Origin of the sequence: Pseudomonas sp. SWRI22 (genome assembly GCF_014268395.2) — a bacterium.
GTDB classification, from domain to species: domain Bacteria; phylum Pseudomonadota; class Gammaproteobacteria; order Pseudomonadales; family Pseudomonadaceae; genus Aquipseudomonas; species Aquipseudomonas paracarnis.
In genome coordinates, this window is record NZ_JABWQK020000001.1 from 1,798,055 (window position 1) to 1,821,992 (window position 23,938).

The 23,938-nt window shown below is 61.3% G+C and carries 21 protein-coding genes, 1 other RNA gene and 2 pseudogenes; 4 read left to right on the forward strand and 20 right to left on the reverse strand.

Annotated elements, in window-relative coordinates; translation table 11 throughout:
* Positions 1 to 70: 70 nt before the first annotated feature.
* The 17 genes from ftsZ to rsmI all read right to left on the reverse strand — a co-directional run bounded on the left by ftsZ (position 71) and on the right by rsmI (position 18,572).
* Positions 71 to 1,267 carry a cell division protein FtsZ gene (gene ftsZ / locus HU730_RS07825; protein WP_003188685.1) on the reverse strand — a complete coding sequence of 399 codons (1,197 nt, stop codon included), beginning with the start codon at positions 1,265 to 1,267 and terminating at the stop codon, positions 71 to 73.
* A gap of 75 nt (positions 1,268 to 1,342) precedes the next feature.
* On the reverse strand, positions 1,343 to 2,605 hold the full coding sequence (gene ftsA / locus HU730_RS07830; RefSeq protein ID WP_003188682.1) for a cell division protein FtsA: 1,263 nt from the start codon (positions 2,603 to 2,605) through the stop codon (positions 1,343 to 1,345).
* 15 nt (positions 2,606 to 2,620) lie between these two features.
* The gene (locus tag HU730_RS07835) at positions 2,621 to 3,490 is read right to left on the reverse strand and encodes a cell division protein FtsQ/DivIB (RefSeq protein WP_019816943.1); all 870 of its coding nucleotides are present in this window, start codon (positions 3,488 to 3,490) and stop codon (positions 2,621 to 2,623) included.
* A gap of 4 nt (positions 3,491 to 3,494) precedes the next feature.
* Complete coding sequence (locus HU730_RS07840) at positions 3,495 to 4,451, reverse strand: D-alanine--D-alanine ligase (protein WP_186527699.1); 957 nt, start codon at positions 4,449 to 4,451, stop codon at positions 3,495 to 3,497.
* Positions 4,448 to 5,896: a UDP-N-acetylmuramate--L-alanine ligase gene (gene murC, locus HU730_RS07845; RefSeq protein ID WP_003188677.1), complete on the reverse strand. Its 1,449-nt coding sequence runs from the start codon at positions 5,894 to 5,896 to the stop codon at positions 4,448 to 4,450. The genes HU730_RS07840 and murC overlap by 4 nt, the downstream gene beginning before the upstream one ends.
* Positions 5,889 to 6,959, reverse strand: coding sequence for an undecaprenyldiphospho-muramoylpentapeptide beta-N-acetylglucosaminyltransferase (gene murG, locus HU730_RS07850; RefSeq protein WP_003188675.1), 1,071 nt, complete (start codon positions 6,957 to 6,959; stop codon positions 5,889 to 5,891). Before murG ends, murC begins: the two co-directional genes overlap by 8 nt.
* Complete coding sequence (ftsW, locus tag HU730_RS07855) at positions 6,949 to 8,160, reverse strand: putative lipid II flippase FtsW (RefSeq protein WP_161793210.1); 1,212 nt, start codon at positions 8,158 to 8,160, stop codon at positions 6,949 to 6,951. Before ftsW ends, murG begins: the two co-directional genes overlap by 11 nt.
* Before the next feature lie 8 nt (positions 8,161 to 8,168).
* Positions 8,169 to 9,515: a UDP-N-acetylmuramoyl-L-alanine--D-glutamate ligase gene (gene murD / locus HU730_RS07860; protein WP_105225801.1), complete on the reverse strand. Its 1,347-nt coding sequence runs from the start codon at positions 9,513 to 9,515 to the stop codon at positions 8,169 to 8,171.
* 6 nt (positions 9,516 to 9,521) lie between these two features.
* A complete protein-coding gene (mraY, locus tag HU730_RS07865) occupies positions 9,522 to 10,604 on the reverse strand; it encodes a phospho-N-acetylmuramoyl-pentapeptide-transferase (protein ID WP_003188670.1) in 1,083 nt (360 codons plus the stop codon).
* Positions 10,604 to 11,974: a UDP-N-acetylmuramoyl-tripeptide--D-alanyl-D-alanine ligase gene (gene murF, locus HU730_RS07870; protein ID WP_186527700.1), complete on the reverse strand. Its 1,371-nt coding sequence runs from the start codon at positions 11,972 to 11,974 to the stop codon at positions 10,604 to 10,606. The genes mraY and murF overlap by 1 nt, the downstream gene beginning before the upstream one ends.
* The gene (locus HU730_RS07875) at positions 11,967 to 13,430 is read right to left on the reverse strand and encodes a UDP-N-acetylmuramoyl-L-alanyl-D-glutamate--2,6-diaminopimelate ligase (protein WP_054898899.1); all 1,464 of its coding nucleotides are present in this window, start codon (positions 13,428 to 13,430) and stop codon (positions 11,967 to 11,969) included. Before HU730_RS07875 ends, murF begins: the two co-directional genes overlap by 8 nt.
* Positions 13,430 to 15,172 carry a penicillin-binding protein 2 gene (locus HU730_RS07880; protein WP_019816949.1) on the reverse strand — a complete coding sequence of 581 codons (1,743 nt, stop codon included), beginning with the start codon at positions 15,170 to 15,172 and terminating at the stop codon, positions 13,430 to 13,432. The genes HU730_RS07875 and HU730_RS07880 overlap by 1 nt, the downstream gene beginning before the upstream one ends.
* Entirely contained in the window at positions 15,172 to 15,465 is a 294-nt protein-coding gene (gene ftsL / locus HU730_RS07885; protein WP_003188663.1) for a cell division protein FtsL, read from the reverse strand. Before ftsL ends, HU730_RS07880 begins: the two co-directional genes overlap by 1 nt.
* Entirely contained in the window at positions 15,462 to 16,403 is a 942-nt protein-coding gene (rsmH, locus tag HU730_RS07890; RefSeq protein WP_087149552.1) for a 16S rRNA (cytosine(1402)-N(4))-methyltransferase RsmH, read from the reverse strand. The genes ftsL and rsmH overlap by 4 nt, the downstream gene beginning before the upstream one ends.
* A 2-nt stretch (positions 16,404 to 16,405) precedes the next feature.
* The gene (gene mraZ, locus HU730_RS07895) at positions 16,406 to 16,861 is read right to left on the reverse strand and encodes a division/cell wall cluster transcriptional repressor MraZ (protein ID WP_004371993.1); all 456 of its coding nucleotides are present in this window, start codon (positions 16,859 to 16,861) and stop codon (positions 16,406 to 16,408) included.
* Positions 16,862 to 17,216: 355 nt separating this feature from the next.
* An RNA gene (gene rnpB, locus HU730_RS07900) (RNase P RNA component class A) lies at positions 17,217 to 17,570 on the reverse strand.
* A 96-nt stretch (positions 17,571 to 17,666) separates the two neighbouring features.
* Positions 17,667 to 18,572: a 16S rRNA (cytidine(1402)-2'-O)-methyltransferase gene (gene rsmI / locus HU730_RS07905; RefSeq protein ID WP_020301255.1), complete on the reverse strand. Its 906-nt coding sequence runs from the start codon at positions 18,570 to 18,572 to the stop codon at positions 17,667 to 17,669.
* Positions 18,573 to 18,748: 176 nt separating this feature from the next.
* On the opposite strand from rsmI, the gene HU730_RS07910 reads away from it, so the two are divergent.
* From HU730_RS07910 to HU730_RS07925, 4 genes are all read left to right on the forward strand, one after another.
* Positions 18,749 to 20,560: a penicillin-binding protein activator gene (locus tag HU730_RS07910; RefSeq protein WP_034126336.1), complete on the forward strand. Its 1,812-nt coding sequence runs from the start codon at positions 18,749 to 18,751 to the stop codon at positions 20,558 to 20,560.
* Positions 20,560 to 20,931 carry a YraN family protein gene (locus HU730_RS07915; RefSeq protein ID WP_034126335.1) on the forward strand — a complete coding sequence of 124 codons (372 nt, stop codon included), beginning with the start codon at positions 20,560 to 20,562 and terminating at the stop codon, positions 20,929 to 20,931. The genes HU730_RS07910 and HU730_RS07915 overlap by 1 nt, the downstream gene beginning before the upstream one ends.
* 93 nt (positions 20,932 to 21,024) lie before the next feature.
* Positions 21,025 to 21,618: a phosphoheptose isomerase gene (locus HU730_RS07920; protein ID WP_007904374.1), complete on the forward strand. Its 594-nt coding sequence runs from the start codon at positions 21,025 to 21,027 to the stop codon at positions 21,616 to 21,618.
* Positions 21,615 to 22,196 carry a BON domain-containing protein gene (locus tag HU730_RS07925; protein ID WP_003188655.1) on the forward strand — a complete coding sequence of 194 codons (582 nt, stop codon included), beginning with the start codon at positions 21,615 to 21,617 and terminating at the stop codon, positions 22,194 to 22,196. The genes HU730_RS07920 and HU730_RS07925 overlap by 4 nt, the downstream gene beginning before the upstream one ends.
* A gap of 202 nt (positions 22,197 to 22,398) precedes the next feature.
* Here HU730_RS07925 and HU730_RS07930 read toward each other — a convergent pair.
* The 3 genes and pseudogenes from HU730_RS07930 to HU730_RS07940 form a co-directional block, all read right to left on the reverse strand.
* Positions 22,399 to 22,557: pseudogene (locus HU730_RS07930) on the reverse strand (cell envelope biogenesis protein OmpA); the annotation flags it as partial.
* Between the two features lie 184 nt (positions 22,558 to 22,741).
* Positions 22,742 to 22,900: pseudogene (locus tag HU730_RS07935) on the reverse strand (cell envelope biogenesis protein OmpA); the annotation flags it as partial.
* 184 nt (positions 22,901 to 23,084) lie between these two features.
* Positions 23,085 to 23,855, reverse strand: a complete 771-nt coding sequence (locus tag HU730_RS07940) for an OmpA family lipoprotein (protein ID WP_019816951.1) — start codon at positions 23,853 to 23,855, stop codon at positions 23,085 to 23,087.
* Positions 23,856 to 23,938: the final 83 nt, after the last annotated feature.

Sequence of the window (23,938 nt, forward strand, 5' to 3'; positions counted from 1 at the left end):
AAGGCTGGCGATAATAGCAGACCAGACCTTTGCTGAACACCAATCACCTTCATAGCCCTGATACATTCCATTAATCGGCCTGACGACGCAGGAATGCCGGGATGTCCAGGTAGTCCAGGTCATCTTGCGGATTCGGGCTACGGGACGCCGCAGCACCGGCCTGAGCCTGGTTGCGCATCACGGTCGGACGGTCCAGGTCACGGTAGTTGACCGACGGCAGTTCCTGGCGAGCAGGGGCTGGAGCGGCAGCTGCCTGGCTGGCCTGGCTGGTGTGCAGGGTGTTGTCGATGACCTTCACAGGCTTCTCGATTTTTGCACCCAGCCCGGTAGCAACCACGGTTACATGCAGCTCATCGCGCATGTCCGGATCGATAACGGTACCGACTTTGACCATGGCGTGCTCGGAAGCGAAGGCTTCGATGATGCTACCCACGTCGGAGTACTCACCCAGGGACAGGTCGGGACCGGCGGTGATGTTCACCAGGATGCCGCGTGCGCCTTGCAGGTTCACGTCTTCGAGCAACGGGTTGCGGATGGCCGCTTCGGTGGCTTCGCGTGCACGGTTCGGACCGCTGGCGCAGCCAGTGCCCATCATCGCCATGCCCATTTCGCTCATGACCGTACGTACGTCGGCAAAGTCGACGTTGATCATGCCCGGACGCTTGATGATGTCGGAGATACCGCGAACGGCACCGGCCAGTACATCGTCAGCCTTGGCGAACGCAGACAGCAGGCTTGCGTCCTTGCCCAGGATGGTCAGCAGTTTCTCGTTGGGGATGGTGATCAACGAGTCGACGCTTTCAGACAGCAGACGGATACCTTCGTCGGCGATCTGCATGCGCTTGCGGCCTTCGAACGGGAACGGACGCGTCACGACAGCAACGGTCAGAATCCCCATTTCCTTGGCCACTTCGGCAATGATCGGTGCAGCACCGGTACCGGTACCGCCGCCCATGCCGGTGGTGATGAACACCATGTTGGTGCCTTGCAGCACTTCGGCAATACGCTCGCGGTCTTCCAGGGCGGCTTGACGGCCGACTTCCGGATTGGCGCCAGCGCCGAGGCCTTTGGTCACCGCGGTGCCCAATTGCAGGATGGTCCGCGCGCCGATGCTTTTGAGCGCCTGGGCATCAGTGTTGGCGCAGATGAACTCAACGCCTTCAATGTTGCTCTTGACCATGTGGTTGACAGCGTTGCCGCCGCCACCGCCGACACCGATTACTTTGATAACCGGGCTAGCGGGGATGTTGTCTACGAGTTCGAACATGTTCCCTCTCCTTTCATTTTCTCTAGTTTTTTCGCCTACTGCTTATTGCGGGTGTTGCGGTGTCGCGGTAAATCTTTAGAAATTGCCTTTTACCCAAGCCTGCAGCCGCTCGAACAATGGCGCTTTCGCCTCGTCGTCGCTGCGGTAGCTGTCACGGATGCTCGGGCCCGACAGGGAAATGCCGTCGGTCTGCTTTTGCAGCCCGTACAACAGCAAGCCCACACCGGTGGAATAAATCGGGTTACGCACCACGTCGCCCAGGCCCTTCACGCCATGGGGCACGCCCAGGCGCACCGGCATGTGGAAGATTTCCTCGGCCAACTCGACCGCGCCTTCCATCTTCGAGGTGCCACCGGTCAGCACGATGCCGGCCGGGATCAAATCTTCGTAGCCGCTGCGGCGCAGCTCAGCCTGGATCAGGGTGAACAGTTCGTCGTAGCGTGGCTCGACCACTTCGGCCAGGGCCTGGCGCGACAGCTCGCGAGGTGGACGATCACCCACGCTTGGCACCTTGATGGTCTCGCCGGCACCGGCCAGCTTGGCCAGGGCGCAGGCGTAGCGGATCTTGATTTCTTCGGCGTACTGGGTCGGTGTGCGCAGCGCCATGGCGATGTCGTTGGTGACCTGGTCGCCGGCAATCGGGATCACGGCGGTGTGACGGATCGCACCCTCGGTGAAGATCGCGATGTCGGTGGTGCCGCCGCCAATGTCCACCAGGCACACGCCCAGTTCTTTTTCGTCGTCGGTCAGGACCGAGTAGGCCGAGGCCAACTGCTCGAGAATGATGTCGTCGATTTCCAGGCCGCAGCGGCGCACGCATTTTTCAATGTTCTGTGCGGCGTTGACGGCGCAGGTCACCACGTGGACCTTGGCTTCCAGGCGAACGCCCGACATGCCCAGGGGCTCGCGCACGCCTTCCTGGTTGTCGATCACGTAGTCCTGCGGCAGGGTGTGCAGCACGCGCTGGTCCGCCGGGATCGCCACGGCCTGGGCAGCGTCGAGGACGCGCTCAAGGTCGGCCGAGCTGACTTCACGGTCGCGGATCGCCACGATGCCGTGGGAGTTCAGGCTGCGGATGTGGTTGCCTGCCACGCCGACGAACGCCGAGTGAATCCGGCAACCGGCCATCAGCTGCGCTTCTTCGATGGCGCGCTGGATCGACTGCACGGTGGACTCGATGTTCACCACCACGCCCTTCTTCAGGCCCCGGGACGGATGCGTGCCAATACCGACGATTTCGATCGCGCCGTCTTCCCCGACCTCGCCCACCAGCGCCACCACCTTGGAGGTGCCGATATCGAGACCGACGATCATTTTGCCGCTTTGCACGTTTGCCATGGGTCCTGCCTCTTCTTAATTCTTCGCGACAGCGGGTTGTGCTGCCGTGGGCGCAGCCGGTGTACGCCAGCCGACGGCCAGGCCGTTGGCGTAACGCAGGTCGACGCTCGCAATGTTCGTAATCTGTTCTTTCAAGGTTTTTTCATAGATGGCAATAAAGCGGCGCATCTTTTCCACCAAGCGGTCGCGTCCCAGCAACAACTCGATGCCCGGGCCGGAACTGCCTGCCCCGGTCGTCAAAAACCAGCTGCCCCGCTCACGCAATTCCAGGCGTGCAATGGAGAAGCCCAGTGGCCGCAGCATCTGGCTCAAGGCCTGGTACTGCTGCATCACTTGCTGCTGCGCCCGCTGCGGCCCGAACAGCTGCGGCAGGTGTTCATAGTTGGCCAGCTCACGCGGAGTGAACGCCTGGCCCTGGTTGTTCAACAGCGCTTCATCGCCCCAACGGGCCACGGGCAGTTGTTCTTCCAGGCGGATCGTGACCTGGTCCGGCCATACCCGGCGAACTTCGGCGTGGGCGATCCACGGCATCTGCTCCAGCTCCGAGCGCATGCCAGCCAGGTCGATGGTAAAGAAGCTCGCCGCCAGGTATGGGCCGATGCGCTGCTGTACCGCTTGCTGGCTGATGTAGCTCAAGTCGCCCTGCACGCTGATCTTGGTGATCGGCCGGTCGGCATACGGCAACAGACGCTGCGCGCCTTCGTACGTGCCAAAGCCCAGCACCACCAGCAGCACCGGCCAGAACAGCGCCTTGATAAAACCAAAGTTGGCTTTTGGCAGGCGCGCCGACATCGGCTCTTTAGCCACCATTCGGCTTGCACCCCGTGGCACCGGCTTGCGGCTCGGTGCTTGTGGGGGCTGATGACGAAGCGATGCGCCGTTCATGTGTTTAGCCTCTTGGCTCAATGCTGTCGGCCAGGATCGCCAGCACTAACTGCTGGAAATCCAGACCGGCGGCACGGGCTGCCATGGGAACCAGGCTGTGGTCGGTCATGCCCGGTGCGGTGTTGACTTCAAGGAACCAGAAATTCCCTTGGTCATCCTGCATCACGTCTGCCCGCGCCCAACCGGCGATACCCAGCGCCTCACAGGCTTTCGCCGTGAGGTCCATCAATTCCTGTTCCTTGGTTGCTTCGAGCCCACACGGGATCCGGTACTGAGTATCGGAAGCCAGGTACTTGGCGTCGTAGTCATAAAAGGTGTGGGGCGTGCCCAAAGCGATGGGCGGCAATACCTGGCCACGCAGGGTGGCGATGGTGTACTCGGGACCGGAAATCCACTGTTCCACCAACACTTGCGAATCGTAGGTACTTGCCGCTTTCCATGCGTCGATCAATTCGGCGGCCGAGTTCACTTTGGCCATGCCGATACTGGAGCCTTCATGGGCTGGTTTGACGATCAAAGGCAGGCCCAGTTCCTTGGCCGCAGAAATACAATCGTCTTCACTGCACAGTACGGCGTGACGTGGGGTCGGAATGCCCAGGCTGTGCCACACCTGCTTGGTGCGCAACTTGTCCATCGCCAAGGCCGACGCGAGGATGCCGCTGCCGGTGTAAGGGATGCCGGCGCATTCGAGCAGGCCCTGCATGCTGCCGTCTTCACCGCCGCGGCCGTGAAGAATGAGAAAGGCACGGTCGATCTTCTCGGCCTGCAGGCGGGCAAGGAAGTTATCGCCCACATCGATACCGAAGGCATTCACGCCAGCACTTTGCAGCGCCTCAAGCACCGCATTGCCGGACTTGAGCGACACTTCGCGCTCGGCGCTCTTGCCGCCGAACAACACGGCCACGCGACCGAAGTCGGCAGGCGCAAGGGTGGAAAACAGGGAGCCGTAATCAGTGGTCATTTCGACTTCCCCTTGGCGGCGGCTGCAAACAGCGGGCTCGCCAGCAATTTGGGCGCAAGGCCACCGATATCACCGGCGCCCTGGCACAGCAGGATGTCACCGGCACGCAGCAGCGGCTTGACGATAGGCGCCAGGTCCACGCCACGCTCGATGTAGATGGGGTCCAACTGGCCGCGCTGGCGGATGCTGTTGCACAGCTTGCGGCTGTCAGCGCCCGGGATCGGTTCTTCACCGGCCGGGTAGACTTCCATCAGCAGCAGCACGTTGGCATCGGCCAGTACATTGACGAAATCGTCGTACAGGTCGCGGGTGCGGCTGTAGCGGTGCGGCTGGTACACCATCACCAGCCGGCGCTCCGGCCAACCACCGCGCACGGCCTTGATAACGGCCGCAACTTCGGTCGGGTGGTGCCCGTAGTCGTCCACCAGCATCACGTCACCGCCTTCGACCGGCAGTTGGCCGTAGACCTGGAAGCGACGGCCCACACCGGCAAAGCGCGACAGGCCCTCGACAATGGCTTCATCGCTGACGCCTTCATCGGTGGCAATGCAGATGGTCGCCAAAGAGTTCAGCACGTTGTGATTGCCCGGCATGTTCACCGACACGTCCAGAGGCTCGCGATCGGGGCGCAGCACGGTGAAAAAGGTTTGCATGCCTTCCTGGCGCACATTGATTGCGCGCACGTCGGCGTCTTCGCTGAAGCCGTAGGTCACGGTAGGGCGTTTGACCTGGGGCAGGATTTCACGCACCACCGGGTCGTCCAGGCACACCACCGCCAACCCGTAGAACGGCAGGTTGTGCAGGAAGTCGACGAAGGTTTTCTTCAACTTGTTGAAGTCGCCGTCGTAGGTCGCCATGTGGTCTTCGTCGATGTTGGTGACGACGGCAACCAGCGGTTGCAGGTGCAGGAAGCTCGCGTCACTTTCATCGGCTTCGGCGATCAGGTAGCGGCTGGTACCCAGTTGGGCATTGGTGCCAGCTGCATTCAGGCGGCCACCGATGACGAAGGTCGGGTCCAGGCCACCGGCGGCAAACACCGAGGCGATCAGGCTGGTGGTGGTGGTCTTGCCATGGGTACCGGCCACGGCGATGCCGTGGCGATAGCGCATCAGCTCGGCAAGCATCTCGGCACGCGGTACCACAGGGATACGGCGCTCAAGGGCGGTGGCCACTTCCGGGTTGGAAGTATTCACGGCGCTGGACACCACCAGCACGTCAGCCTCGGCGGCGTTCTCGGCACGGTGGCCGATGAAGATCTGTGCGCCAAAGGACTTCAGGCGCTCGGTGACCGGCGACTCTTTCAAGTCCGAGCCGGACACCTGGTAGCCCAGGTTCAGCAACACTTCGGCAATCCCGCACATGCCCACGCCACCGATACCGACGAAGTGAATACGACGGATGCGGCGCATCTCGGGTTGCGGCATGGCTTTCTGATTCTCAACCATGGGCCACCTCCAGGCAGATATCGACCACGGTGCGGGTTGCGTCAGGTTTGGCCAGGCGGCTTGCGGTGCTCGCCATGCTGTTGAGTCGTTCCGGTTGCATCAAAACCTCGGTCAGGCGTGCGGCCAAATCGGCGGCGCCAGTCGTTCTTTGCGGCAGCAGGAAGGCAGCGCCCTCCCCGGCCAAATATTCGGCGTTGCGGGTCTGGTGATCGTCGATGGCGTGGGGCAAAGGCACCAGCAAGGACGGCAGACCGGCGGCCGCCAGTTCACTGACGGTCAGCGCACCAGCGCGGCAGACCACCAGGTCGGCCCAGCCATAGGCTTGGGCCATGTCTTTGATGAAGGGCTGTACATTGGCCTCTACACCGGCCTCGCGATAACGCGCGGCGGTGACTTCATCGTGGTTCTTGCCGGCCTGGTGGAAGATCTCCGGGCGCACATCCTCAGGAAGTTGCGCAACGGCTTCAGGCAGCAATTTATTCAGTGGCTCGGCACCCAGGCTTCCGCCCAGGATCAGCAGGTGAGCCTTGCGCCCCGCCAGCGCGTCACGCGCAATGGCCATGAACAGTTCGGTACGCACCGGGTTACCGGTGGTGCGAAGCTTGTCGGAGGCGGCGAAGGTTTTCGGAAAGGCTTCACACACCCGCGCGGCCAATGGCACCAGCAGGCGGTTGGCGGTACCGGCGACGGCGTTCTGTTCATGGACGATCACCGGCACGCCCGCGAGTTTCGCCGCAACGCCACCAGGGCCGGTCACATAACCACCAAAGCCAAGCACACACACCGGCTTCAACTCGCGAATGATCTTGCGCGCCTGCATGACCGCCTTGAGCAACACGAACGGCGCCTTGAGCAATGACAACTTGCTCTTGCCGCGCAACCCGGTGACGTTGATCAAATGCAGCGGCAAACCGGCATTGGGCACCAATTCGTTTTCGATGCCACGGGGCGTACCCAGCCAGTGCACGGTGTAGCCACGGTTCTGGAATTCACGGGCGCAGGCCAGGGCCGGGAACACATGCCCCCCGGTACCGCCCGCCATGATCAGCACGTTAGCGCCCATGAGTCGGCTCCTCGGCGAAGTCGCTCTCGCTGAACTCCATCTCTTCGCTGCCCAGGTGGGTGCGACTCTCCCACTCGATACGCAGCAACAACCCGAGACAGGCGCAGCAAATCACCAACGAGCTGCCGCCGTAACTGAGGAACGGCAAGGTCAGGCCCTTGGTCGGCAGCAGGCCGACGTTCACGCCGATGTTGATCAGGAACTGGCCGATCCACAGGAAGGCCAACCCATAGGCAACGTAGGCGGCGAAGAACTGCTTGGCCTTCTCGGCCCACAAGCCGATGTACATGGCGCGCACACAGACGAATACAAACAGAGCCACGGTGCACAGCGAGCCCACCACACCCAACTCTTCGGCCAATACCGAGAACACGAAGTCGGTGTGGGCTTCCGGCAGGTAGAACTGCTTCTGCACACTGTTGCCCAGGCCCACACCCAGCCACTCGCCGCGACCGAACGCGATCAGCGCCTGGGTCAACTGGTAGCCGGAGCCGAACTGGTCGGACCAGGGGTCGGTAAAGGTGATCAAACGCGCCATCCGATAGGGTTGCGCCTGTACCAGAATGGTCACGGCCGCCACCGCCAGCACCACCATCAAGGTGAAGCGGAACAGCCCGACCCCTCCCAGGAACAGCATCGCGGCGGCGGCGCCCATCATCACGACCGTGGCCCCGAAGTCGGGCTCCATCAGCAGCAGGCCAGCCATGGGCAGCAGCACGATGAACGGCTTGAAGAAGCCCATCCAGCTTTCGCGTACTTCTTTCTGACGGCGCACCAGGTAACCGGCGAGGTAGATCACCACGAACACCTTGGCGATTTCCGAAGGCTGCACGTTGAACGCGCCGAAGCCGATCCAGCGCATCGAACCGTTCACCTCGCGGCCAATGCCCGGGACGATCACCATGACCAGCAAGCCGAACGCACCGATCAGCATCAACCAACCCAGTCGCTGCCAGGTGGCAATCGGAATCATCATGGTGACGATGCAGGCGCCCAGGCCGATCACCAGGTACACCAGGTGGCGGATCATCATGTACAGCGTGTTGCCCGACTGCACGGCCGCCACTTCCGAGGACGCCGAAGTGATCATCACCAGGCCCAGGCCGAGCAGCGCCAGGCAACCGGCGAGCATAGGGAAATCAAGGTCAATGCCGCGCCCGGTAATGATCGGCGACGGGTATGGCTTGATGATGTTTCTCAGATTGAGGCTCATGCCAAAGCCTCCACGGCGCGGGCGAACAGTTGGCCGCGCTCTTCATAGTTCTTGAACATGTCGAAGCTGGCGCACGCGGGCGACAGCAACACCGCATCGCCAGGCTGGGCCAGGGCTTTGCTCTGGGCAATGGCGTCGTCCAGGGAAGCTGCGCGTACTTGCGGTACAGCGTCACCGAGGGCGGCGGCGATCAGGTCCGAATCGCGGCCCATCAGCACCACGGCGCGGCAATGGGCGGCCACTGGCGCTTTAAGGTCCTTGAAGTCGGCACCCTTGCCATCACCACCGGCGATCAGCACCAGCTTGCCGTCGATATCGGCACCCAGGCCTTCGATGGCCGCCAGGGCTGCACCGACGTTGGTGGCTTTGGAGTCGTTGTAATAGCTGACGTCATTGAGGTCGCGCACCCACTGGCAGCGATGCTCAAGCCCGGCAAACGTGCGCAAGCTCGAGAGCATGGCGTCGAATGGCAGGCCAACCGCGTGACCGAGTGCCAAGGCCGCCAGGGCATTGGACTGGTTGTGTGCGCCACGGATTTTCAGTTCGCGTACCGGCATCAGGTTCTGGAATTCGAACGCCAGGTACTTCTCGCCGTTCTCTTCACGAATGCCGAAGCCTTTGAAGTCCGGTTTGCCGAGGCCGAAGGTCCAGCAGGGCATGCCCTCGCCCATCAGCGGACGGCTCAGGGCATCCTGGCGGTTGACGACAAATTGCCTGGCGCCACGGAAGATCCGGTGCTTGGCCAGGTGATAAGCCGGCAGGCCGCTGTAGCGGTCCATATGGTCTTCGCTGACGTTCAATACCGTCGCCACTTCAGCGCCCAGGTCGTGGGTGGTTTCCAGCTGGAAGCTCGACAATTCCATCACATACAGCTCGACGTCGTCGCTGAGCAGGTCCAGGGCCGGCACGCCAAGATTGCCGCCGACGGCCACACGCTTGCCCGCCGCCGCTGCCATCTCGCCGACCAGGGTGGTGACGGTGCTTTTGGCGTTGGAACCACTGATGGCCACGATCGGCGCCTTCGCGTTGCGTGCGAACAGGTCGATATCGCCAGACAGCTTCACGCCACGGGCCGCAGCTGCTTGCAGGGCCGGTGTCGCCAGGGCCAGGCCCGGGCTCACGTAGAGCTCGTCGGCACGGCACAGAAACTCGACATCCAGCTCGCCACAACGCACTTCCACGTGCGGGTAGTCACGGCGCAGCGTGACCAGCTCCGGTGGATTTTCCCGCGTATCAGCTACGGCAAACGACGTGCCACGGTTCGCCAGGAAGCGAACCAGCGACATGCCGCTCTTGCCGAGGCCGACAACGATGCGGAAGTGGTCTGAAGCGATCAGGGACACTCGTTTCTACCTCAGTTTCAGGGTGGCAAGGCCGACCAGTACCAGAATCACGGTGATGATCCAGAAGCGGACAATCACGCGTGGCTCAGGCCAGCCCTTGAGTTCAAAGTGGTGGTGAATCGGCGCCATGCGGAACACACGACGCCCGGTCAACTTGAAGGACGCCACCTGGATGACCACCGACAGGGTTTCCATCACGAACACACCGCCCATGATGAACAGCACGATTTCCTGGCGAACGATTACCGCGATGGTGCCCAAGGCTGCGCCCAGCGCCAGTGCGCCGACGTCGCCCATGAAGACTTGTGCCGGGTAGGTGTTGAACCACAGGAACCCCAGGCCGGCACCGATCAAGGCGCCGCAGAACACGATCAACTCACCGGCGCCCGGCACATAAGGAATCAGCAGGTATTCAGCGAATTTCACGTTACCCGAGAGGTAGCAGAAGATGCCGAGCGCACCGCCCACCATCACCGTCGGCATGATCGCCAGGCCGTCGAGGCCGTCGGTCAGGTTCACCGCGTTGCTGGAGCCGACGATCACGAAGTAGGTCAGCACCACAAAGCCCACACCCAGCGGGATGCTCACATCCTTGAGCATCGGGATGATCAAGGTGGTTTCCACGGCACTTGGCGCGGTGGTGTACAGGAATATCGCGGCGGCCAGGCCGAACACCGACTGCCAGAAATACTTCCAGCGGCTTGGCAGCCCCTTGGAGTTTTTCTCGATCACTTTGCGGTAGTCATCCACCCAGCCGATGGCACCGAACAGCAGGGTCACCAGCAACACCACCCACACGTAGCGGTTATGCAGGTCGGCCCAGAGCAAGGTGCTGACGCCGATGGACGACAGGATCAGCGCACCGCCCATGGTCGGCGTGCCGGACTTGGACAGGTGCGACTGCGGGCCGTCGTTACGAACCGATTGACCAATTTGCAGGTTCTGCAGGGTGCGGATCATCCACGGCCCCAGGAACAGTGACAAAGACAGCGCGGTCAGCACACCCAGGATCCCGCGCAGGGTCAGGTACTGGAAGACCGCGAAGCCTTTGTGGAACTGTTGCAGATACTCAGCCAGCAGCAGCAGCATTAATGTTTCTCCGTACTTGAGCCACACAAGGCTGCGACGACGTTTTCCATCACCGCGCTGCGCGATCCCTTGATCAAAATGGTTGTGTGTTTGTCATGTTCAGCCGCCGTCAACGCCTGGATCAGCTCGGCCTGGCTCGGGAAATGCCGCGCGCCAGGGCCGAAAGCGTTGACCGCATGGGCCATGTTTGTGCCAACGGCGTAGAGCGCGTCCACTTTGCCGGCGGCATAGGCGCCGACTTCACGGTGGCCCTGTTCAGCCCAATCGCCCAATTCGCCGATATCGCCCAGCACCAGCACCTTGCGCCCATCAAAGCCTTTGAGCAGGTCCACAGCGGCATTGATGGAGGACGGGTTGGCGTTGTAAGTGTCATCAATCACGCGCATGCCGTTGCCAGCCAGTTGCGCCACGGTGCGGCCCTTGACCGGCTGCACCGCGCCCAGGCCGGTGGCAATACCGAACAGCGACACACCCAGGGCATGGGCGGCAGCGGCGGCGGCCAAGGCGTTGGCGACGTTGTGGTTGCCCAGCAGGTTCAACTGCACGTGCTCATCACCTTGCGGGGTGTGCAAGGTGAAGGACGGGCAGCCACGGGCATCGACATTGATGTTGGAGGCGTGAAAATCGGCTGCAGCATTCAGCACTGCAAACGTCAGGACCTTGCGACCGGCGGCGCGTACACGCCAGGTCTCGAAGGCCTTGTCATCCAGGTTCAGTACCGCAGTGCCCGAGGCGTCGAGGCCCTCAAGGATTTCGCCCTTGGCTTCGACGATTTTTTCCGGGCCGCCGAACTCACCGACATGGGCGGTACCGGCGTTGTTGATGATCGCCACGTGAGGCTGGGTCAGCGCCACGGTGTAGGCGATTTCGCCGATGCGCGAAGCCCCCAGTTCAATCACTGCCGCCGTGTGTTCCGGGGCCAATTCGAGCAGGGTCAGCGGTGCGCCGAAATCATTGTTCAGGTTGCCACGGGTCGCGAGTACCGGCCCGCGCGTACGCAAGACGCCTGCAAGCAGTTCCTTGACCGTGGTCTTGCCGCTGGAACCGGTAATGGCCGCCACCGGCTTATCAAAAGCAGCACGGTTAAGCGCACCCAGTTGGCCCAGGGCCAGGCGGGTGTCGGCTACCAGCAATTGCGGCAAGGCAGAATCGGCCACTTCACCCTGTACCAAGGCACCGACGGCACCTTTGGCGGCAACGTCGTTGAGGTAGTCGTGACCATCGAAACGCGGGCCGGCCAGGGCGACAAACAGCTGCCCCGGCTGGATGTTACGACTGTCGATACTGACGCCGGTGAATGTGCAGTCGCTCGACAGCACACGGGCCGACAGGGCCTGGGCCAGTTCGCTGAACGTCATCGCCTTAAGCATGGGCGACCTCCCAGGCGGTCAGGGCGTGATCCGCCTCGACCAGATCGGAGAAGGCATGGCGCTCACCGTTGATTTCCTGATAGTCCTCGTGGCCTTTACCCGCGAGCACCACTACGTCGTCCGCGCCGGCACCGGCGATCAACTGGGCAATGGCGGCGCCGCGACCAGCCACAAAAGTGACGTTGGAGGCGTCTTTGAAACCGACACGGATGTCGTCGAAAATCTGGCTCGGGTCTTCGCTGCGCGGGTTATCGTCGGTGACGAGTACGCCATCGGCCAAGCGCTCGACAATTTCGGCCATCAACGGGCGCTTGCCGCGATCGCGATCACCGCCGCAACCGAACAGGCAAAGCAGTTTGCCTTTGGCATGTGGGCGCAGCGCTTCGAGGACTTTTTCCAGGGCGTCCGGAGTATGGGCGTAATCGACCACCACCAGCGGTTGTGTACCGCCACCCAGGCGCTGCATGCGACCAGCCGGGCCTTCCAGCTTTGGCAGTACGCGCAGGATTTCATCCAGGGCATAGTCCAGGCCCAGCAGTGCACCGATAGCGGCGAGCACGTTGCTCAGGTTGAACCGCCCGAGCAAGGTGCTGCGCAAGTGGTGCTCGCCCTGCGGCGTCACCAATGTGGCGCGCACGCCTTCATCATTGAATTGGGCTTCGCGGCAATACAGGTAGGCACTGGCATCTTGCAGGCTATAGCTGATCAGGCGCGCGTCGCTCCCTTCGCCCGCCAGTTGGCGGCCGAATGCGTCGTCGAGGTTGACCACCCGGCACTTCAGGTCATTCCAGGCAAACAGCTTGGCCTTGGCGGCGGCGTACGCCTCCATGGTGCCGTGGTAGTCGAGGTGATCGCGGGACAGGTTGGTCATCACGGCCACGTCAAAAGCCAGTGCGGTGACACGCCCTTGGTCCAGGCCATGGGAAGACACTTCCATGGCTACCGCCTTGGCACCGGCCTTTTTCAGGTCGGCCAGGGTCGCTTGTACGGCAATCGGGTTTGGCGTGGTGTGCAGGCCGCTTTGCAGCGCGCCATAGAAACCGGTGCCCAGGGTGCCGACGATGCCGCAGTGCTGACCCAGCAGGTCCAAAGCCTGGGCAACCAACTGGGTCACACTGGTCTTGCCGTTGGTGCCAGTCACGCCCACCAGGTTGAGTTGACGGCTCGGGTCACCGTAGAAACGCCCGGCGATGTCGGACAACTGCGCTGCCAGGCCCTTGACCGGAATCAACGGCACATCGGTGATCGGCAGCACGGTGGCGCCTTCCACTTCATAGGCGACCGCAGCCGCACCGCGTTGCAGGGCATCGGCGATATGCGCACGGCCATCGAGCTTGCCGCCAGGTACCGCCAGGAACAGGTCACCGGCGCGTACATTACGGCTATCCAGCGTCAGCTCACGAATCAGCAGATCGTGGCCGGCATGGGCAAAAATCTTGTTCAGGCTAAGAGACATCAGCCGCGCCCTCCATTGGCTTTAACAGCGGCAGCCGGTGGACCAGCGTTGGCTTGTTGCGTCGGCGGCAGGTTGTCCGGCGTGATATTCATCAAGCGCAGGGTGCCGGACATCACTTTGCTGAACACCGGCGCCGAAACCAGGCCACCGAAGTAGCCGGCTTTACTAGGCTCGTCGATGACCACGACGATGGCATAGCGTGGGTCGCTCATCGGGCCGAAGCCGGCGAACAAAGAACGGTAGGAGTTTTCGGCATAGCCCTTGGTGCCCACCGAGGTCTTACGCGCCGTACCGGACTTGCCAGCAACGTGGTACGCCGGCACCTGGGCGCGGAATACGCCACGCGGTGCCTCGATCACTTGTTGCAGCATGCCTTGCATGGTCTTGGCGACGTTTTCCGGGATCACTTGGGTGGCTTTTGGCGCTTCGTCGACGTGGATCAGGCTCAGCGGAACCATACGGCCGTTATTGGCCAATACCGAGAACGCGTGGGCCAACTGGATGGCGGTCACCGACAGGCCGTAGCCGTAGGACAGCGTGGCAGTCTCGGCTTTTCTCCACTCGCGGTAGTTCGGCAGGTTACCGACCCGCTCGCCCGGGAAGTCGAGGCCGGTGGGTTGCCCCAGGCCGATCTTTTGCGCCAGGTGATAGATGGTCTCGCCGCCGATATCGAAAGCAACCTTGCTCATGCCGACGTTACTGGAGTTGATCAGGATGCCGGTCAGGTCCAGCACTGGCCCCTCGGTGCGGGACACGTCACGAATGGTGTACTTGCCCAACTGCAAGGTGCCTGGGTAAACCTCGACCTTGTCGCTGGGTTTCCAGCGGCCGGTTTCCAGGGCAGCGCTCATGGAGATGGCTTTCATGGTCGAACCGGGTTCGAACACGTCGATCATCGCGCGGTTACGCATCATCGCCGGCTGCAGGTTGCGGCGGTTGTTCGGGTTGTAGGTGGGCTGGTTGACCATGGCGAGGATCTCGCCGGTTTTCACATCCATGATCACCAGGCTGCCGGCCTTGGCGCCGTTCTCGATGATCGCGTTACGCAGTTCGCGGTTGGCCAGATATTGCAGACGCAAATCGATCGACAACGCCAGAGGCTTGCCGGCCTTGGCGTTCTTGGTGACCTGGACGTCCTTGATCAGTCTGCCGCGCCGATCCTTGATGACCTGACGCTTGCCCGGAACCCCGGCCAGCCATTCGTCGTAGGCCAGTTCGACACCTTCGCGGCCGTGGTCATCGATGTCGGTGAACCCCACCATGTGCGCGGTGGTTTCACCGGCCGGGTAGAAACGCCGAAATTCCTCGATGCCGTAGACGCCGGGAATTTTGAGATCGAGCACTTGCTGGCCTTGCTCAGGGGTAAGCCCACGAACCAGGTAGATGAATTCTTTATTGGCCTGGGCTTCCAGGCGTTCGGTCAGGGCCTTGCGGTCCTGCCCGAGGGCAGCGGCCAGTTCAGGCCACTTGTCCTTGGCAACTTGCAGCTCTTTGGCGTTGGCCCACAGGGTGGTCACCGGGGTACTGACGGCCAGAGGCTCGCCGTTACGGTCGGTGATCAGGCCACGGTGTGCAGGAATCGGGATGTGCCGCAGGCTGCGAGCGTCACCCTGGCCGATCAGGAAGTCGCGGTCGACGACCTGAAGATCGAAGATGCGCCAGACGATCGCGCCCACCATCAATGCCAGCAAGCCGAGCATCAGGCGAAAGCGCCATGGGTAGAGTGCCCCTTCGAGTTTCATCATGGCGCCACCATGCGAACTTCAGCCGCGCCTGGGATGTGCATCTTCAACTGTTCGGTAGCCAGCACTTCGATACGGCTGTGGGCCGTCCAGGTGCTTTGCTCAAGAATCAACCGGCCCCATTCTGCCTGGGCTTTGTCGCGCACGCTCAATTCCCCGTAAAGGGTATTGAGCAACTGACGGTTCCAGTGGGCGCTGTAGGACACCGCTATCGCGGACACCAGCACGCCGACAAACAGCAGCAACATAAAGAAGCTGCCGCCCGGGAGGGGCTTGGCGAAAAGCTTGCTCACCGCAATTTCTCCGCAACACGCATGACGGCGCTACGGGAACGTGGGTTGGCCTTGAGTTCGGCTTCGGAAGCGAACTGCGCTTTGCCATGGATTTTGATTTTCGGCACGAAGGCTTCGAAACGCACCGGCAGGTTACGCGGCAGGTTATCGGACTCGCCCTTTACCAGACGACGCATGAAGAGTTTGACGATGCGGTCTTCCAGGGAGTGGAAGCTGATCACCACCAGGCGACCGCCCACTTCCAAAGCATCCAGAGCGGCTTCGAGGCCGGCTTCCAGATCGCCCAATTCGTTATTGACGTGAATGCGCAACCCTTGGAATGCGCGGGTGGCCGGGTTCTTGCCCTTTTCCCAGGCAGGGTTGGCGACCTTGAGCACTTCGGCCAGGTCAGCGGTGCGTTCGAACGGCTGGATTTCGCGGCGCTCGACCACGGCACGCGCCATTCGACCGGCGAAGCGCTCTTCACCGTATTCCTTGAACACACGGGCGATTTCTTCTACCGGCGCGGTGGCGATGAACTGTGCGGCACTGACCCCACGAGTGGGGTCCATACGCATATCGAGGGGGCCGTCGTTCATGAAGCTGAAGCCGCGCTCCGGGTCGTCGAGCTGTGGCGAAGACACGCCCAGGTCGAGCAGAACCCCGGCCACCTTGCCCGCCATACCGCGCTCGGCAACTTCGGCACCCAGCTCGGCAAAGCTGCGCTGCACAACGACAAAGCGGCCGTCTTCGGCCGCTAGCGCTTGCCCGGTGGCAATCGCTTGAGGGTCTTTGTCGAACCCGAGGAGTTTGCCGTCGGACCCGAGCTGGCTGAGTATCAACCGACTATGCCCGCCCCTGCCGAATGTGCCATCGACATAGCAGCCATCGGCACGTACGGCGAGAGCCTCAACGGCTTCGTCAAGCAGTACGGTGATGTGGTTAAAGCCGCTATCAATAGTCACAGGATCAAATCACGCAGTTCATCAGGCATGGCGCCCGGTTGTTGAATAGCAGCCAGGTCCGCTGCAGACACAGCATCCCAGGCATCTTCGTCCCACAATTGGAACTTGTTCAGTTGGCCTACCAGCATTGCGCGCTTGTCGAGCCTGGCATACTCGCGCAGTCGCGGCGGCACCAGGAAACGACCGCTGCCATCGAGTTCAAGGTCAACGGCATTACCGATCAGCAAACGCTGGAGGCGGCGGTTTTCTTCACGCAATGAAGGCAGCGCGCGCAACTTGGTTTCAATTAACTCCCACTCATCGAGAGGGTAAACACATAAACAGGGGTCAACGGCGTCAATCGTGATGATTAACTGCCCTGAACTTCGCGAAATGAGCTCGTCACGATACCGGCTCGGCATGGCGAGACGGCCTTTTGCATCGAGACTGATAGCGTTAGCTCCGCGAAACACAGATGCGTTTCTCCAAATTTTAGCGTTTTACGTTCAAAAAACCCACTTTGTGCCACTTTCCGCCACTTGCGCACACTATAGGAATGCGCCCACCACACCGTCAAGGCGCGTATTCAAGGAAAAGCCTTACAGAACGGAGATTTAGGAGTGCAAAAGGAGGAGAAACGAGAGTTTGGCGATGTTTTTGACTCAACAACGGCAAATAGCTCAGAGAGCTAGAGGCTAAAGTTAAAGTAATTTATTAAGAGTAAGATTTTTTTGGTATTACGAAGATGCATCTGCCAATGATTTGGCAGGGAGGGATTCTTGCGTTACTACCGGGTTTGCGCACGAGATTCGAACGCAAGGAAAAAAGGTGGAGAGTCGATCTGTAAGCCGGGTTCTGTCTTGAACAGTCATTCGTCTACGATGGCCATCACTGGACATCTTTAGCAACCTACCCGGTCCCAGCGCGGGCCACGCCTTGGGACCCTATTTGGTCTTGCTCCAAGTGGGGTTTACCTAGCCACGAACTGTTGCCAGTCGTGCGGTGCGCTCTTACCGCACCTTTTCACCCTTACCGGCACCGAAGTGCTTAGGCGGTTATTTTCTGTGGCACTTTCCGTAGGCTCACGCCTCCCAGGCATTACCTGGCACTTCGCCCTATGGAGCCCGGACTTTCCTCCCCCCCCTAATTTTCATAGAGGGCAGCGACTGTCCAATCGACTCTCCGCCGCGCAGGTTAACGGCACGGCGGCTTGAGGACAAGTATTAAAAGTGCGGCATTGCCATCACGTTCAGACGAAATACAGATTTGCCCCTGGAACTATTCGGCCTTCTGCTTATCGAGCGCGACCTGATACAACACATTCTTGCGCACGCCGGTAATTTCCGCTGCCAGGGCGGCGGCGCGCTTGAGTGGCATTTCCTTGAGCAACAAATCGAGGACGCGCATCGCCTCGCTGCCCACCGCATCTTCATTCTCCGGCGCGGTCCAGCCTGCTACCAACACCACGCATTCGCCACGTTGCTGATTGCTGTCGCCCTCGACAAACGCTCGCAGCTCCTCCAGCGGCAACCCCTTGAGGGTTTCGAAGGTCTTGGTCAACTCTCGGGCCAGCAAGGCCAGACGCTCACCGCCGAACACCAGCTCCATGTCTTGCAGGCATTCAAGGATACGATGCGGAGCCTCATAGAAGATCAAGGTGCGCGGTTCTTCTTTAAGTGCCTGCAGACGCGCCCGACGCCCTACAGCCTTGGCGGGCAGGAAGCCTTCGAAGATAAAGCGGTCCGAGGGCAACCCGGCGGCCGACAATGCAGCAATCAGCGCGCAAGCTCCGGGAACAGGCACTACATTGATACCAGCGGCACGGGCCTGGCGGACCAGGTGGTAACCAGGATCGGAAATCAGGGGCGTGCCCGCGTCGGAAATCAGCGCGACGTCATCACCCGCCAAAAGACGTGTGATAAAGCGGCTACCCTCTTCACGTTCGTTGTGTTCGTGGCAGGCCGCTAATGGCGTGCTGATACCAAAATGCTGCATCAACCGTTGGGAGTGCCGCGTGTCTTCTGCCGCGATCAATTTCACCTCGCGCAACACTTTCAGCGCCCGGGCACTGATGTCGTCCAGGTTGCCAATGGGCGTCGCCACCACAAAAAGCGAGCCAGCAGTGGAATTCAAAGGACCTGGAGCAGTCAAAGCGCACACCTCGATGGTTGGCAAAAGCCACATTGTAGCGCGTAGACGCCTTGAAAATATGCCATCACGGCCGATGCCGTTTCAGCCACCATTAGCTAAACACAACATTTGCACGACCTAAATCCACGGTTTAACGCCATGAACATCGCGCCTGGGCCAGTGCTTGGGTACACTTCCACGCTAATTTGATCGGTATCAGGAACACTTACATGATCGCTTGCCTGCGGCTGCTCTCCGCCCTCTGCCTCGCTGCCTTGCTGGCTGCTTGCGCCAGTTCGCCCTCCTCCAGTCTTGGCGAACTGCCACGCACGCCCGACGCCAGTATCGAGCAACTGCTCGAACAGGCGACGAACGCCAAGACGCCAGAAAAAGCCGCGTTGCTGCGCCTGAGCGCGGCAGACCTGGCTTACCAGCAGAACAACCCCGGCCGCTCCTCGCAGATCCTTGCGCAAGTGCCCCTGGACGCCCTGAAGCCAGCCGCGCAAGTATTTGCCAGCACCCTGGCCGCAGAACTGGCCATGGGGCGCAACCAGCCCAAGGCGGCCTTGGCAGCGCTGAACCACCCCAGCCTGCAAAGCCTGAAGGAGTTGCCGACCGACCAGCAGATCCGCACCGGTACCGTACATGCACGTGCCTATGAAGCCGATGGGCAGACCCTCGCCGCCGCTCGCGAGCGGGTGTCCATGGCGCCCCTGCTGACGGGTGAGGCTGCCAACAACAACCACGAGGCCATCTGGGTATTGATTGCCGCGCTGCCAGCCGAACAGCTGCAAGCCACTGGCAACCCGACACTCGATGGCTGGATCACCCTGGCCCAGGCGGTCAAGGGCGCCGGTACGCTGGAGCAACAACAAGCCGCCATCGACACCTGGCGCGCACAGAACCCGGGCCACCCGGCTGCAGTGCAATTGCCAGCGCCGCTGACCAAGCTCAAGGAACTGGCCAGCCAGCCCCTGAACAAGATCGCCCTGCTGCTGCCGCAGGAAGGGCCGCTGGCGGCTGTGGGCAAAGCGCTGCGCGAAGGCTTCATGGCGGCTCACTACCAGGCTGAGCAAGCCGGGCAGAAGCCACCGGTCATCGAGTTCTATGACAGCTCGCGCCTGGGCTCCCTCGACGACTTCTACGCCAAGGCCCAGGCCGCCGGCGTGCAACTGGTCGTCGGCCCGCTGGAAAAACCGCTGGTCAAGCAACTCAGCGCACGCCCGCAGTTGCCGATCACCACCCTCGCCCTGAACTACAGCGAGACCGATCAGGGCCCGGCGCAGTTGTTCCAGTTCGGCTTGGCCGCTGAAGACGAAGCCCGCGAAGTGTCGCGCCGTGCCCGTGCCGACGGCCTGCACCGCGCCGCCGCCATGGTGCCCCGTGGCGAATGGGGTGAGCGTGTCTATAAAGCGTTCCGCCAGGATTGGGAAGCCAATGGCGGCACCGTCATGGGCGTTGAATATGTCGATCAGCCTGTTGCCTTGGCCCAGCAGATCGCCGATCTGTTCCAACTGCGCAAGAGCGAAGGCCGCGCCAAGAGCCTGCAAAGCACAGTAGGCACCGACGTAGCCGCCCAGCCTTCGCGTCGCCAGGACATCGAGTTCATCTTCCTGGCCGTCACGCCACAATTGGCCCAGCAGATCAAGCCGACCCTGAACTTCCAATACGCCGGCGATGTGCCGGTGTACGCAACCTCCCACGTGTTCAGTGCCAGCGGTGACCGTAACCAGTACCTGGACATGACCAACGTGATGTTCTGCGAAACCCCTTGGTTGCTCAACACCACCGACCCACTGCGCAACCAGGTTGCGGCGCAATGGCCGCAAGCCAATGGCAGCCTGGGCCGCCTTTACGCAATGGGCGTCGATGCCTATCGCCTGGCACCACGCCTGGGCCAGCTCAAGGCACTGCCTGACACCCGTGTCGACGGCCTCTCGGGCAACCTGGGCATCAGCGCCAACCAGCGCGTGGACCGCCAGATGCCTTGGGCGAAGTTCGTCGGCGGCGAAATACAGCGCCTGCCCGATACCCCGCGCTGATGCCCCAGCGGTCCAGCGCACAAAGCGGCAAGGATGCCGAACTGCATGCTCTCGATTACCTGCAACAACAGGGTCTGCGCCTTCTGGCGCAGAACTGGTTATGTAGACGCGGCGAGCTTGATCTGGTCATGCTTGACGGCGATACAGTAGTATTCGTCGAAGTCCGCTACAGAAAACACGCACAATGGGGTGGCGCGCTCGCCAGTATCGACGAGCGCAAGCGTCAAAAGCTGATACTCGCTGCGCAGTTTTTCCTGCAAAAAGAGCATCGCTGGGCTGACCGCCCCTGCCGTTTCGATGTGGTTGCAATGGAAAGCACCCCGTCAGGCACAGCTGATCTGACCTGGCTTAAAAATGCCTTCGACAGCTGATTCGCCGGGCACCCTCACCACTCACTTTTGCTCTTTGCATTGCGGGCTGCACACTACCTGTGCCAAACAGCCGCGCTACTTAAGGTCACACAGATGGACATGCAATCCCGAATTCGCCAGCTTTTCCAGGCCAGCATCGACACCAAGCAACAGGCGATGGACGTACTTGCACCGCACATCGAGCAAGCCAGTCAGGTCATGGTCAATGCCTTGCTCAACGAAGGCAAAATGCTTTCGTGCGGCAACGGTGGTTCGGCCGGCGATGCCCAGCATTTTTCCTCCGAGCTGCTCAACCGTTTCGAACGCGAGCGCCCGAGCCTGCCGGCCATTGCATTGACCACCGACTCGTCGACGATCACTTCGATCGCCAACGACTACAGCTACAACGAAATCTTCTCCAAGCAGATCCGCGCCCTAGGCCAGCCGGGCGATGTATTGCTGGCGATTTCCACCAGCGGCAACTCGGCAAATATTATTCAAGCGATCCAGGCCGCACATGATCGCGAAATGATTGTCGTAGCCTTGACCGGTCGCGACGGCGGCGGCATGGCTTCGCTGCTGCTGCCCGAGGACGTGGAGATTCGCGTCCCGGCCAATGTCACTGCACGTATCCAAGAAGTTCATCTGCTGGCGATCCACTGCCTGTGCGATCTGATCGACAGCCAACTGTTCGGGAGTGAAGAATGACCGTTAATCGCCTCAGTCTTTTGGCCATTACGCTGTGCGTCGCCATCAGCGGCTGCAGCTCGGCTATCACCGCTACACGGGACACCCCTATTCAGGACGACCGGGGCACGCGCACCTTCGGCAGCACCATTGATGATTCGCTGATCGAAACCAAGGTTAAGGTCAACGTCGCCAAGGCTGCTACCGACCTGGGCAACGGTGCCTCGCGCATCGTGGTGACCAGCTTCAACGGCGTGGTCCTGCTGGCAGGCCAAACACCCCGCGCCGATCTCAAGGCCCAGGCCGAGCAAGCCGCTGCCGGCGTGCAACGCGTCAAGAAGGTCCACAACGAACTACAAGTCATGGACCCGATCACTCTGCTGGCCATCAGCAACGATGCCTTGCTGACCACCAAGATCAAGGCCCAGATGCTGACCGACAGTGCAGTGCCAGGCTCGCGAATCAAGATCGTCACCGATAACGGCATCGTCTACATGATGGGCCTGCTGACCCAGGCAGAAGCCACCCGCGCCGCCAACCTGGTGCAAGGCGTGTCGGGCGTACAGAAGATCGTCAAGGTATTCGAATACATCGACTGATGTAGATCGAAGCTGCCTGATCGTTCCCACGCTCTGCGTGGGAACGCATCCCGTGACGCTCCGCGTCACCGCACAAGCTTCAGCTTTTGCGCCAAGAGTGGGACGCGGAGCGTCCGAGCGGGCATTCCCACGCAGAGCGTGGGAACGATCAAAAAAGGGCGCCGTGCATTGACTGCACGGCGCCCTTTTTAGTGCCCAGGGTTTACTGGTATTGCTGGTACGGATTGCCCTGGAACTGGTTGTTCTGCTGTGGCGCCTGCTGCTGACCAGGCTGGCCGTATTGCTGGCCAGGGATCGGGCCGAGGTTGACTTCGACGCGGCGGTTCTGCGCACGGCCATTCACGTCGGCGTTGCTGGCAATGATCGTTCCCACGCTCTGCGTGGGAACGCATCCCGTGACGCTCCGCGTCACCGCACAAGCCTCGACTTTTGCGCCATCAGTGGGACGCGGAGCGTCCGAGCGGGCATTCCCACGCAGAGCGTGGGAACGATCAAAAAAGGGCGCCGTGCATTGACTGCACGGCGCCCTTTTTAGTGCCCAGGGTTTACTGGTATTGCTGGTACGGATTGCCCTGGAACTGGTTGTTCTGCTGTGGCGCCTGCTGCTGACCAGGCTGGCCGTATTGCTGGCCAGGGATCGGGCCGAGGTTGACTTCGACGCGACGGTTCTGCGCACGGCCATTCACGTCGGCGTTGCTGGCAATGATCGTTCCCACGCTCTGCGTGGGAACGCATCCCGTGACGCTCCGCGTCACCGCACAAGCCTCGACTTTTGCGCCATCAGTGGGACGCGGAGCGTCCGAGCGGGCATTCCCACGCAGAGCGTGGGAACGATCAAAAAAGGGCGCCGTGCATTGACTGCACGGCGCCCTTTTTAGTGCCCAGGGTTTACTGGTATTGCTGGTACGGATTGCCCTGGAACTGGTTGTTCTGCTGTGGCGCCTGCTGCTGACCAGGCTGGCCGTATTGCTGGCCAGGGATCGGGCCGAGGTTGACTTCGACGCGACGGTTCTGCGCACGGCCATTCACGTCGGCGTTGCTGGCAATCGGGTTATCCGGGCCGGCACCGCGTGCGCTCAGGTTGGCACCATTAACGCCTTGGGAGGTCAGGTAGTTGGCCACGCTCTGCGCACGGCGCTGGGACAGGTCCATATTCAGTTGGCGGCTACCGGTGCTGTCGGTGTAGCCAACGATCTGGATGGTGTTCTGGTTGAACTGCTTGAGAGAGTTGGCCAGGTTGTTCAGCGGCTGGTAGAAGCTGCTGGAGATCGCGTCCGAGTTGGTGGCGAAGGTAATGTTGCCCGGCATGATCAGCTTGATCTGGTCACCCTGGCGCTGCACCTCGACCCCGGTGTTCGCCATGCTTTCACGCAGTTTTTTCTCTTGCTGGTCGGCGTAGTAGCCATAGCCCGCCGCACCGGCACCCGCAACGACTGCGCCAATCAGCGCGCCCTTGCCACGGTTGTTATGGTCGATGGCCGCACCGGCCAATGCACCAGCCAGCGCACCTAGGCCGCCGTACTTGGCGGTTTTGCTCATGCCGCTTTCGGAACCATTGCTGGCCTGTCCCTGGCTGCCGTCATAAGGGTTAGGTGAGGCGCAGCCAGACAACAGGGCTACGGCGGTAGCGACAACAAGCAGACGACGCGGAGTGAACATGAAGGAAGCTCCTACTTTTGCATTCTGTGATGCAGAGGACATTGGCAATGGACCTGTGCCGAGTTTGGAACGCGACAAACGGC

What these genes read in the sequence shown, in the direction of transcription:
- murC (WP_003188677.1), bottom strand. Translation starts at nt 5,896, where the DNA reads ATGGTTGAGAATCAGAAAGCCATGCCGCAACCCGAGATGCGCCGCATC.
- HU730_RS07835 (WP_019816943.1), bottom strand. Translation starts at nt 3,490, where the DNA reads ATGAACGGCGCATCGCTTCGTCATCAGCCCCCACAAGCACCGAGCCGC.
- HU730_RS07910 (WP_034126336.1), top strand. Translation starts at nt 18,749, where the DNA reads ATGATCGCTTGCCTGCGGCTGCTCTCCGCCCTCTGCCTCGCTGCCTTG.
- HU730_RS07875 (WP_054898899.1), bottom strand. Translation starts at nt 13,430, where the DNA reads ATGTCTCTTAGCCTGAACAAGATTTTTGCCCATGCCGGCCACGATCTG.
- HU730_RS07940 (WP_019816951.1), bottom strand. Translation starts at nt 23,855, where the DNA reads ATGTTCACTCCGCGTCGTCTGCTTGTTGTCGCTACCGCCGTAGCCCTG.
- ftsA (WP_003188682.1), bottom strand. Translation starts at nt 2,605, where the DNA reads ATGGCAAACGTGCAAAGCGGCAAAATGATCGTCGGTCTCGATATCGGC.
- HU730_RS07925 (WP_003188655.1), top strand. Translation starts at nt 21,615, where the DNA reads ATGACCGTTAATCGCCTCAGTCTTTTGGCCATTACGCTGTGCGTCGCC.
- HU730_RS07915 (WP_034126335.1), top strand. Translation starts at nt 20,560, where the DNA reads ATGCCCCAGCGGTCCAGCGCACAAAGCGGCAAGGATGCCGAACTGCAT.
- HU730_RS07840 (WP_186527699.1), bottom strand. Translation starts at nt 4,451, where the DNA reads ATGACCACTGATTACGGCTCCCTGTTTTCCACCCTTGCGCCTGCCGAC.
- ftsZ (WP_003188685.1), bottom strand. Translation starts at nt 1,267, where the DNA reads ATGTTCGAACTCGTAGACAACATCCCCGCTAGCCCGGTTATCAAAGTA.
- rsmI (WP_020301255.1), bottom strand. Translation starts at nt 18,572, where the DNA reads ATGTGGCTTTTGCCAACCATCGAGGTGTGCGCTTTGACTGCTCCAGGT.
- HU730_RS07880 (WP_019816949.1), bottom strand. Translation starts at nt 15,172, where the DNA reads ATGAAACTCGAAGGGGCACTCTACCCATGGCGCTTTCGCCTGATGCTC.
- mraY (WP_003188670.1), bottom strand. Translation starts at nt 10,604, where the DNA reads ATGCTGCTGCTGCTGGCTGAGTATCTGCAACAGTTCCACAAAGGCTTC.
- murG (WP_003188675.1), bottom strand. Translation starts at nt 6,959, where the DNA reads ATGGGCGCTAACGTGCTGATCATGGCGGGCGGTACCGGGGGGCATGTG.
- HU730_RS07920 (WP_007904374.1), top strand. Translation starts at nt 21,025, where the DNA reads ATGGACATGCAATCCCGAATTCGCCAGCTTTTCCAGGCCAGCATCGAC.
- murF (WP_186527700.1), bottom strand. Translation starts at nt 11,974, where the DNA reads ATGCTTAAGGCGATGACGTTCAGCGAACTGGCCCAGGCCCTGTCGGCC.